The sequence below is a fragment of the Sandarakinorhabdus oryzae genome, from assembly GCF_009733735.1.
GTDB lineage: Bacteria > Pseudomonadota > Alphaproteobacteria > Sphingomonadales > Sphingomonadaceae > Sandarakinorhabdus > Sandarakinorhabdus oryzae.
The window spans coordinates 1-9,880 of sequence record NZ_WNJP01000103.1 but is presented as its reverse complement, the minus strand read 5'-3'; the positions used below and the strand labels follow the sequence as shown (position 1 = coordinate 9,880).

The following is a 9,880-nucleotide window of genomic DNA, read 5'->3' as shown; positions in this document are numbered from 1 at the left end:
CCATTGGCGCGGTGTCTGGGCGGCGCAGGGCTTCGCACCGATCCGCGCCGCCTGGCTGGCGCGCGCCGCCGGCGTGGGCAGCCGCATCGTGGCGCGGCTGGGCGAAGAGAGCCCGGAAGGCGTCTTTGCCGGCCTCGCCGATGATGGTGCGCTGCTGATGCGGCTTGACGATGGCGCCACCCGTGCCATCCACGCCGGCGAAGTCTTTGCCTTGTGATCGGGGAGAGAGCCCATGCTGCTCGCCATTGACGTCGGCAACACCAACATCGTCTTCGCGCTCTGCGCAGGCGACGAGATCGTGCACCGCTGGCGCATCTCCACCGATGGCCAGCGCACCGCCGATGAATATGCCGTGTGGCTGCACCAGCTGATGGCGCTGGAAGGCGTTGCCATGGGCAGTGTCGATGCCGCGATCATCTCTACCGTGGTGCCGCAGACCCTGTTCAACCTGCAACGCCTGTGCCGCAAATATTTCGAGGTCGAACCCGATGTCGTCGCCGTCGGCGCGATCAACCTGGGGCTGCGCATCGATCTGCCCAACCCGGCCGAAGTCGGTGCCGATCGCCTGGTCAACGCGGTCGCTGCCCACGCCCAGTGGCCGGGGGACCTGATCATCGTCGATTTTGGCACCGCCACCACCTTCGATGTCGTCTCCGCCGATGGCGCTTATCAGGGCGGGGCGATCGCTCCGGGCATCAATCTTTCGATGGACGCGCTCTACCAGGCCGCCGCCAAGCTGCCGCGCATCGCGGTAGAACCGCCACCCGGCAACCAGGGCGCCATTGGCAAGGGCACCGTCCACGCCATGCAGTCGGGCGTGTTCTGGGGCTATGTCGGCCTGATCGAAGGGCTGGTGCGCCGCCTGTCCCAGGAAATCGCTGGCCCCGTCACCGTGATCGCCACGGGCGGTCTTGCCACCTTGTTCCAGCGCCACACCACTGCCATAGCCCATGTCGACGGCGACCTGACCATCCGCGGTCTCATCCGCCTCCACCAGTTGAACGCAAAGACACAAAAATAATGACCCCAGGTGACGAGCTGATTTTCCTGCCCCTGGGCGGGTCCGGCGAGATTGGCATGAACGTCAATCTCTATGGCTGCCAGGGCAAATGGGTGATGGTCGATCTGGGCATGACCTTCGGCGATCCGCGTTATCCGGGCATCGACGTGGTGCTGCCCGATCTCGCCTTCATCGAGGAGCGCCGCAAGGATCTGCTCGGCATCGTGCTCACCCACGGGCACGAGGATCATATCGGCGCCATTCCCTATCTGGCTGCCGATCTGAAGGTGCCGCTCTATGCGACGCCGTTCACCGCCGGCCTGATCGCCAAGAAGCTGGAGGAGGAGGGCCTCGACCGCGAGGTCAAGCTCAACATCATCCCGATGGGCGGCACGCTCAAGCTTGGCCCGTTCGGTTTCACCTATGTCGCGCTTGCCCACTCCATCCCGGAAGGCAACGCGCTGATTATCGACACGCCCTATGGCCGCATCTTCCACACCGGTGACTGGAAGCTGGACGATGCGCCGATGCTGGGCACGCCGGCCACCGCCGCCGAGCTGAAGCGCATCGGCGACAGCGGCATCCTGGCGCTGATCGGCGATTCCACCAACGTCTTCAACCCGGAGGCCAGCGGCAGCGAAAGCGACGTCAAGGATGGCCTGATGCGGCTGATCAAGGCGCGCAAGTCCGGCCGCGTGCTGGTGACGACCTTTGCCAGCAACGCCGCCCGCCTCGCCACGCTGGGCCAAGTCGCCAAGGCGGCGGGCCGCGAACTGGTGCTCGCCGGCCGCTCGATGGACCGCATCGTCAAGGTCGCCCGCGCCACCGGCTACCTCAAGGACCTGCCCGAACCCATTGATTGGGACACGGCGATGGGCCTGCCGCGCAACAAGGTGTTGATCCTGTGCACCGGCGCGCAGGGCGAACCGATGGCGGCGCTTTCCCGCATTGCCGAAGGCAGCCACCCGAAGCTGCGGCTGGAGCCTGGCGATCTCGTCGTTTATTCCTCCAAGCAGATTCCCGGCAATGAACTCAGCATCGGCCGCGTCCAGAACGCGCTGGCGACGCGCGGCATCGATATCGTCACCGAGAAGCAGGCCCACGTCCATGTCTCTGGCCACCCCGGCCAGCCGGAACTGGAAGCCATGTATGAATGGATCAGGCCCGAAATCGCCATCCCGGTGCACGGCGAGCGCCGCCACATGGAAGAGCATGCCAAGCTGGCCAAGGAGTGCGGCGTGCCGAAAGCGATGGTGCCGATCAACGGCAGCGCCATCCGCCTCGCCCCCGATGGCCCCCATCTGCTCAGCCATGAACCGGCCGGGCGGCTGGTGCTGGATGGTGATGTCATCCTGCCCGCCGATGGCGCCACCATCGTCGAGCGCCGGCGCATGAGCCAATATGGCCTGATCGCGGTGAGCGTCGTGGTCGGCAAGAACGGCCTGCCGGCGGCCACGCCCAGGGTCAGCGCCCACGGCGTGCCGGTGGAAGAAGACAAGGACGACTTTCTCGCCGAATGCGCCGAAGCCGCCGAAAAGGCCGCTGCCAAGGCCGATCCCAAGAAGCCCGAACCCTATGCTGAAGCCATCCGTCTCGCCGTCCGCCGCGTGGCGCGTGACTGGACCGGCAAGAAGCCGGTGACCGACGTGCAGGTGACGCGCCTTTGAGACATCAGCCGTGAAGCCGCAGTCTGCCCTGGCAATCTATCTCCTGTTCTGGACGCTGACCCTGTTCGCAGTGCTGCCCTTCGGCGTGCGCACGCCCGATGAGGATGGCAGCGACACGGTCGCCGGCCAGGCCAGTTCCGCCCCCAGCAACCCGATGATCGGCAAGAAGTTGGCGTGGACGACGCTGATAAGCGCCATCTTGTTCGGCCTGTTCATGGCCAATTATATCGAAGGCTGGGTGGGCGTGAACGATGTGCCCTTCTGGCGCAACCACGGGCCTTATGCGCCGGAGAAGGCGGGGTGAGGCTGCTCGCAGGCTGGCCCATTTGGATCAGGGCGGTCGTTGTCATCGCTTGCGTTACAGGAGCTGGCCTTGCCGGACGAGAGAACCCCTTGATTCAAGCGCCTCTGTTGCTGATTGCCTTGCTCATCATCTTTCCCACTTGGGGAGATGGCGACTATTCCTGAATGTGTAGTCGAACTACTCGGCTTTCATTTTGGCGCAGGCCCAACATGGTGATGCCGCCACAGCGGCGGTCTGTAAACATTGTCAAAATGACCTAAATATGGCATGAAAAAACATGTCTCTCTACGCAAAATGCTGGCTATTTACCACGTGGTTTTTGATTTTATTTTTTAGTTTTCCCTTTTGGATCAGCTTTCTCGAACAGCGTTTTGGGCCGACAGGCGTGTTGATCGGTGGCGGCTTCTGGTTGAGTCACGGGATCTTCATGATGCTCGTGTTTCGCTGCCCAAATTGCGGCCTGACGCCTTTTCGCAGCAGCAAGGATTTCATGGCATGGTATTATCCGTGGCCGCGCAAGATCTGTGGCCATTGCGGACGCGACCATCGTGCCGTCGAGGACAGAAGTGCCCGCTAGCAGGGCGATCGGAACACTGGTTCCACGATTCCGGGCACAGAGTCGTCAGCCGCGCCACAGTCAAGCCTGATCAGAGGTGGAGCGAAGACTCTTTCCTCTGAACCGCTGCCGCTCAGCCCTGCATCGCCGCCGTCATCCGCGCGACGAACTCGCCGTCGTCCAGCGTGTCGTTCATCCCGATCCAGGCTGCGTCGCCCATCCGTGCGCGCATGTCGATGAACATCTGCGCATTGTAACCAACAGGGGTCCGGAAGGCAGTGTTGCGGCCGCTGACGATATCCAGCACCGCGCCGGCCACCATGGCGGGTGGCGTCGCCTTGTCGGAGTCGGCATTCAGGGCGAGCATGCGCCGACCGCTGGCATAGTCGCTGTCGGCGCGCGGCTGCGGAAGATCGGCCATGGTCATGTCGGTGGCGGTAATGTCGGGTTCGACGAGCGCGACCCGCACACCAAAGGGCGCCAGCTCCTGGGCCGCAATTTCGCTGACCGCTTCCAGCGCAAATTTCGATGGGCCGTAGGCGCTCTGGGCAAAGATGGCCATCCGCCCGGAGATCGAGCTGATGTTGATGATTAGTCCGCTCCCACGTTCGCGCATTGCCGGTATCACGGCCTTCATGCAGCGCACCGGACCGAAGAAATTGGTGTTCATCACGGCCTGCATCGTGGCGAGGGACTCATCCTCCAAGGCATTCATGGACAGAATACCGGCATTGTTGATCAACACGTCGACGCTGACCATGCTCGGCTTCGCGAACAGCGCGGCGACCGAGGCATCATCATCCACGTCGAGCGCTGCCAGGCTGATCGCCAGGCCTTCCTGCGCCGCGATATTGGCCAGGTCGCAGCCACTGGGGTCGCGCATGCTGGCAATCACTTCGTGACCAGCGCGGCCCAGTATGAGCGTGATTTCGCGGCCAATGCCGCGGCGGGCGCCCGTCACCAATATGCGTGCCATGTCATTCTCCATCAGAACGTGGACGAGCGGCACCGTTCAGGAAATGCCGGATCAAGCACGACACAACGGTGTTACGGACAGCACCAGCGAAAGTGGGTGCAGGGGCTCAGCCCCTGCCCGCCGGAGGCCCTCTTGCACTCTTAGTTGAACCGCCCCGCCGCTTGCCCGATGGCGAGATAAAGCTTGCCCAAGGTGGATGACAGCAGCGTCGCCCCCAGTGCCTCACCGCCGCGCTCCGGCACCACGTCGGCGACCAATGATTCGAATTCCTGCAGATAGCGGCTGGCTTCGGCGCGGAATTCGGCATCGTGGGTATAATGACGCACGAACTGGCGGCCGGCGCCGCTGTCGAGGCCGTGGGCGAGGCGGCGGGCGATGGCGCTGGCGTCGCCGGCGGCATAATCGGCCCAGGTCTTGTCGTCGATGTCGTAGTCGAGCAGCTTGGCCAGATCGATGGCACTGGATTGCAGGCTGTCGATCAGGCCGTTGGCGCGGCGGCCCAGCGCGTTGCGCGCCCGGACTTCGGCGCGGGTTTCAACCGCGTCCACATGGGCTTCGACTTCCGACAGGGTGCGGGTGAGGCCGAGCAGCCGTTCAGCCACGCGCTCGGCAGCGGCCTGGGCGGCGGCGCTGGCGCGGCCCTGCGCCTCCACCAACTCGTCGATGCGGTCGCGGATCGGGCCAGCGAAGGCGGTTTCGGTGCGGCTGATGGCGGCCTTGTCGAGCGCCTCCTCGGCTTCCAGGACCACGCCGGCCAGCGCGCTGCGCATGGCGCCGGCAGCCCCGTCGGCCACTTCACGCACGCGGCCGAAGGTTTCGATCAATTCGCCCGACGCGGTCAGGCTGAGCCGGCTGGTATCGTCTTCCAGGGCGCGCATCTGTTCCTGCGCGTGCGCGATGGCGTCGGTCAGTTCGGCGGTGGTGGCGGTCAGCGTCTCGCGGGCGCTGGTCAGGCGGTCGCTGGCCTGGGTGAGGGTGGCGCTGCCGGCTTCAAGTGGCTCGGCCAGCAGGGCGGCTTGTTCCTTGATGCTGGCCAGCTGGGCTTCCAGCCCGGCGATCTGGCCGCGCAGTGCGCTGACCTGCTGTTCGCCGGCCGGCAACTGGCCCTCGAACAAGGCGATGGTGCGGCTGGCTTCTGCGCCCATGGCTTCCAGCCGCAGCTGCACAGCGGCCAGTGCCTGATCGGCGCCGGCCACTGGCTCGGCAAGCGTTGCAACACGTTCGCTGGCGGCGGCCACCCGGCTGTCTAGCCCGGCCAGCGCCTCGCTGTTGCTGGCAATGGCGGCGGCGAGACGGCCTTCCAGCGCCTCGATGCGGGTGCCGAGGTCGTCGACCAGCGCGGCGGCGCTCTGGCTGCTGGCTTCGATCTCGCCGACGATGCGGCCGGTCAACTGTTGCAGTGCCTCCAGCCGTTCGTCGAGCGCGCGTGCCGCCTCGCCGCCGATATGAGCGAGCGCGGTGCGCGCCTGTTCGACGCTGGCCAGCATGGCGCTGGTCTGGGCGTGCACGGCTTCGCGGGTCTGCTCGACCGACTGGCTGGTGCGGGTGAAGGCATCATCAATGGCGCTGTTCAGCGCGCCGATCGGGGTTTCGATGGCATCGCGGGCCTGGGCAGCCGCGCTCGCCATGGCGGCGAGGCCGGACTGGCTGGCTTCGGTCAGCGCGTTGATTTCGCCGCGGCTGGCCTGGCCGGCGCGGCGAGCCTCGGCCTCGGCTTCGCTGGCGCGGGTGTAGAGGCCGGCGAGCAGTGTTTCGGTTTCGGCCAGCTGGCCGCGCAACTGGTTGTCGATGCGGCTGAGCAGTTCGATGAGGGTTTCAGCCTGGCTGGTGGCGGCCGGCACCGCGGCGGCGACATTGCTGCTGGCCGCGGTCGCGCGCGCCACGGTTTCGGCAAGGCGGCTGTTGGCGCTGTCGAGGGCGCCGGCGACGGCTTGGGCCGCATCGGCATGGCTGGCAATGGGAGCGTGCAGATCCTGCAGGCGCTGGGTGGTGGCGGCCAGCTGCTCTTCCAGACGGGCCAGCGCGCTGGCGCTGGTTTCCAGATATTCGGCGGCCTGGGTGGTGCGGGTGTCGGCAATGGCGGCACGCGCCGCGGCAACCGCGCCCGCATCGCGCAAGTGCTGCATGGCGAGCAATATGACCGCGATCGGCGCCATCAGGCCGAGCAGCAGCGGCAGGAGTTTCAAGAGGCCGGGGGGCAGGGTGACCAAGCCAGCGCCCGCTGCCGCATTGAGCAGCAGTGCCGCGGCCCAGACCAGGCTGGCGGCTATCGCGAGCTGCCAGGGCCAGCGGCGCGGCGGCAGGGGCGAGAAGGGATCGTCCATCGACGGTCACCAAAACAGGAAAGGGGCCAGCGTTCAAGCCGCCAGCCCCCTTTGCCAAGGATATCCACAGGAATCGCGCGGAAAAGCTCAGCCGCGCTGGTTCAAGGGCACATAATCACGGCGCGGATGGCCGGTGTAGAGCTGGCGCGGACGGCCGATCTTCTGTTCCTTGTCCTCCATCATCTCGGTCCACTGCGCGATCCAGCCAGTGGTGCGCGCCAGCGCAAACAGCGCCGTGAACATCGAGGTGGGGAAACCGATGGCCGACAGGATGATGCCGGAATAGAAATCGACGTTGGGATAAAGCTTCTTCTCGATGAAATAATCATCGGACAGCGCGATGCGCTCGAGCTCGCGCGCGGTGTCGAGCACCGGATCGGAAATGCCCAGCGTATCCAGCACTTTGGTCGCGGCAGCGCCGAGCACCTTGGCGCGCGGATCATAGTTTTTGTAAACGCGGTGGCCAAAGCCCATCAGCCGGAACGGGTCATCCTTGTTCTTGGCGCGGGCAATAAACTCCGGAATCCGCTCCGGCCGGCCGATGGTGCGCAACATTTCCAGCGCCGCCTCGTTGGCGCCGCCATGCGCCGGGCCCCACAGGCAGGCGATGCCGGCAGCGATGCAGGCAAACGGGTTGGCGCCCGACGAGCCGGCGAGGCGCACGGTGGAGGTGGAGGCGTTCTGCTCGTGATCGGCGTGCAGGATGAAGATCTTGTCCAGCGCGTCTTCCACCACCGGGTTGATGATGTAGGGCTCGGCCGGCACGCCGAACGTCATACGCAGGAAATTGCCTGTATAGCTCAACGAGTTGTCGGGATAGAGGAAGGGCTGACCGACGGAATATTTATAGGCCATCGCCGCGATCGTCGGCATCTTGGCGATCAGCCGGTGGCAGGCGATCTCGCGCTGCTTGGGATCATGGATGTCGGTCGAATCGTGATAGAAGGCCGAAAGCGCACCAACGACCCCGCACATCACCGCCATCGGGTGGGCATCACGGCGGAAGCCGCGATAGAAGGTGGCGAGCTGTTCATGCACCATGGTGTGGCGCGTGATCAGATATTTGAACTCGTCATGTTCGGTCTGGCTGGGCAGATCGCCGTTCAGCAGCAGATAGGCGACTTCGAGGAAGCTCGACTGCTCGGCCAGCTGCTCGATCGGGTAGCCGCGGTGGAGCAATATGCCTTGGTCGCCATCGATGTAGGTGATCTTGGATTCGCACGACGCCGTGCTGGTAAAGCCGGGATCGAAGGTGAAGCGGCCGGTGTTGCCATAGAGCTTTCGGATATCAATGACTTCCGGGCCCACACTGCCCTGGTGCACCGGATATTCGGCGGTTTTTCCATCAATGCCGATCGTGGCCGTCATGGCTCTCTTCCCTTCACTCAGTTTGCCAGTGCGTCGTCAATCCGCCCCAGCACTTCATCCCTGCCCAACACTTCGAGCACCTCGAACAGTCCGGGCGATTGGGCCGAACCGGTTACAGCGGCGCGCAGCGGCTGGGCGATCTGGCCAAGCTTGGCGCCTTCGCTTTCTGCCAGCGCACGCGCCACCTGCTCCAAGGCGGCGGCCGTCCAGTCATCCTGGGCGGCGAATCGTGCCCGGGCGCGGTCAAGCAGACCCGGTGTCGCAGACGCTAGCAGCTTGGCGGCGCCTTCGTCCATGGGGATTGGGCGGCTGCGAAGATAGAAAAGGCTGCTGCCTGCCAAATCATTGAGGTTGTTGGCGCGTTTCTTCAATTCCGGCATGGTGCGCTGCAAAAGCGCCCCGTCGGAATCGCTGATCTCGCGGCCCAGTGCCGCAGCGACCCGCGGCGCGATCAGGTCCACCAGCCGGGCGTCGTCGGCCAGGCGCATATAGTGGCCGTTGAGGTTCTCCAGCTTCTTCATGTCAAAGCGCGACGGCGAGCGGCCGACGCCGGCCAGCTCAAACCACTGCACGGCTTCGTCACGGCTGATGATCTCGGCATCGCCATGACCCCAGCCCAGGCGCAACAGGTAATTCTCCACCGCTTCCGGCAGCAGGCCGAGCTCGTCACGATAGGCATCGACGCCCAGCGCGCCGTGCCGCTTCGACAGTTTTGCCCCGTCCGCACCATGGATCAGCGGGATATGGGCATAGACCGGCTCCGGCCAGCCCATGGCGCGGATAAGCGCCAGCTGGCGGAAGGCGTTGTTGAGGTGATCATCGCCGCGAATCACGTGCGTCACGCCCATGTCGTGATCGTCCACCACCACGGCCAGCATGTAGGTGGGGGTGCCATCGGAGCGCAGCAGCACGAAATCATCGAGCTCGGCATTGTTCACCGTCACCGGGCCCTGCACCTGATCGTCGATGGTCACGCTGCCTTCGCGCGGGGCCTTCAAGCGGATCACATAGGGCGCATCGTTCGGCCAGTCGGTGCGGTCGCGCCAGCGCCCGTCATAGCGCATCGGCTGCTTCGCCGCGCGCTGCTGCTCGCGCAATTCGGCCAGCTCCTCGGGCGTCGCATAGCAGCGATAGGCCTGGCCGGCGGCCAGCAACTGGTGCGCCACCTCGGCATGGCGGGCGGCGCGGCTGAACTGATAGACGACCTCGCCATCCCAATTCAGATTGAGCCAACGCATGCCATCCAGAATCGCCGCGATCGCCGGCTCGGTGGAGCGGGCGCGATCGGTATCCTCGATGCGCAACTGGAATTCGCCGCCGTGGTGGCGGGCAAACAGCCAGTTGAACAGCGCGGTGCGGGCGCCGCCGATGTGCAGGAACCCGGTGGGTGAGGGGGCAAAGCGGGTGACGACTTTTCTTGCGCTCATGCGCGTTTCATCCAATCCTGTGACTTCAGGGTCGTGGCCGGGAGGGGTCACGGAACGCGCGGGTGGTTAGCAGAAGCACGGCAGACACACAAACAAGGGCAGCGGCGCTGACGGCCGGCTGGGACCGCTGGCTCGATGCCGAACGCGCGCACCTGCCGCTGTGGCTGCCGGTGGCGCTGGCGGCCGGCATCCTGATCTGGTTCGCGCTGCCCTGGGCGCCATGGCGGCTGGCAGCGGCGGCGGTGGCGGCGGCGCTCA

8 protein-coding genes and 2 pseudogenes are annotated in these 9,880 nt (G+C 65.3%); 6 read left to right on the top strand and 4 right to left on the bottom strand.

Features of this window, described 5'->3' with window-relative positions; genetic code table 11:
• The 5 genes and pseudogenes from GJ693_RS10640 to GJ693_RS10620 form a co-directional block, all read left to right on the top strand.
• Positions 1-217 (top strand): annotated as a pseudogene (locus tag GJ693_RS10640) (biotin--[acetyl-CoA-carboxylase] ligase); the annotation flags it as partial.
• Between the two features lie 15 nt (positions 218-232).
• Positions 233-1,021 carry a type III pantothenate kinase gene (locus GJ693_RS10635; protein WP_156256284.1) on the top strand — a complete coding sequence of 263 codons (789 nt, stop codon included), beginning with the start codon at positions 233-235 and terminating at the stop codon, positions 1,019-1,021.
• Positions 1,021-2,667: a ribonuclease J gene (locus tag GJ693_RS10630; protein WP_156256283.1), complete on the top strand. Its 1,647-nt coding sequence runs from the start codon at positions 1,021-1,023 to the stop codon at positions 2,665-2,667. Before GJ693_RS10635 ends, GJ693_RS10630 begins: the two co-directional genes overlap by 1 nt.
• A 10-nt stretch (positions 2,668-2,677) precedes the next feature.
• Complete coding sequence (locus GJ693_RS10625) at positions 2,678-2,971, top strand: DUF1467 family protein (protein ID WP_156256282.1); 294 nt, start codon at positions 2,678-2,680, stop codon at positions 2,969-2,971.
• A 277-nt stretch (positions 2,972-3,248) separates the two neighbouring features.
• On the top strand, positions 3,249-3,548 hold the full coding sequence (locus GJ693_RS10620; protein WP_156256281.1) for a hypothetical protein: 300 nt from the start codon (positions 3,249-3,251) through the stop codon (positions 3,546-3,548).
• Positions 3,549-3,660: 112 nt separating this feature from the next.
• Here the strand turns inward: GJ693_RS10620 and GJ693_RS10615 are convergent, their stop codons facing one another.
• From GJ693_RS10615 to gltX, 4 genes are all read right to left on the bottom strand, one after another.
• Complete coding sequence (locus GJ693_RS10615) at positions 3,661-4,536, bottom strand: SDR family NAD(P)-dependent oxidoreductase (protein ID WP_156256280.1); 876 nt, start codon at positions 4,534-4,536, stop codon at positions 3,661-3,663.
• A 107-nt stretch (positions 4,537-4,643) separates the two neighbouring features.
• Positions 4,644-6,827, bottom strand: a complete 2,184-nt coding sequence (locus tag GJ693_RS10610) for a coiled-coil domain-containing protein (RefSeq protein WP_156256279.1) — start codon at positions 6,825-6,827, stop codon at positions 4,644-4,646.
• Positions 6,828-6,914: 87 nt separating this feature from the next.
• Positions 6,915-8,195 (bottom strand): citrate synthase, encoded by a 1,281-nt coding sequence (locus tag GJ693_RS10605; RefSeq protein ID WP_156256278.1) that lies wholly within the window; start codon positions 8,193-8,195, stop codon positions 6,915-6,917.
• A 17-nt stretch (positions 8,196-8,212) separates the two neighbouring features.
• On the bottom strand, positions 8,213-9,622 hold the full coding sequence (gltX, locus tag GJ693_RS10600; RefSeq protein WP_156256277.1) for a glutamate--tRNA ligase: 1,410 nt from the start codon (positions 9,620-9,622) through the stop codon (positions 8,213-8,215).
• 62 nt (positions 9,623-9,684) lie between these two features.
• Between gltX and GJ693_RS10595 the strand changes: the two are divergent.
• Positions 9,685-9,880: pseudogene (locus GJ693_RS10595) on the top strand (hypothetical protein); the annotation flags it as partial.

Bases quoted from the DNA above. Each gene is read 5' to 3' on its own strand.
- GJ693_RS10635 (WP_156256284.1), top strand. From the start codon at position 233: ATGCTGCTCGCCATTGACGTCGGCAACACCAACATCGTCTTCGCGCTC.
- GJ693_RS10630 (WP_156256283.1), top strand. From the start codon at position 1,021: ATGACCCCAGGTGACGAGCTGATTTTCCTGCCCCTGGGCGGGTCCGGC.
- GJ693_RS10620 (WP_156256281.1), top strand. From the start codon at position 3,249: ATGTCTCTCTACGCAAAATGCTGGCTATTTACCACGTGGTTTTTGATT.
- GJ693_RS10610 (WP_156256279.1), bottom strand. From the start codon at position 6,827: ATGGACGATCCCTTCTCGCCCCTGCCGCCGCGCCGCTGGCCCTGGCAG.
- GJ693_RS10605 (WP_156256278.1), bottom strand. From the start codon at position 8,195: ATGACGGCCACGATCGGCATTGATGGAAAAACCGCCGAATATCCGGTG.
- gltX (WP_156256277.1), bottom strand. From the start codon at position 9,622: ATGAGCGCAAGAAAAGTCGTCACCCGCTTTGCCCCCTCACCCACCGGG.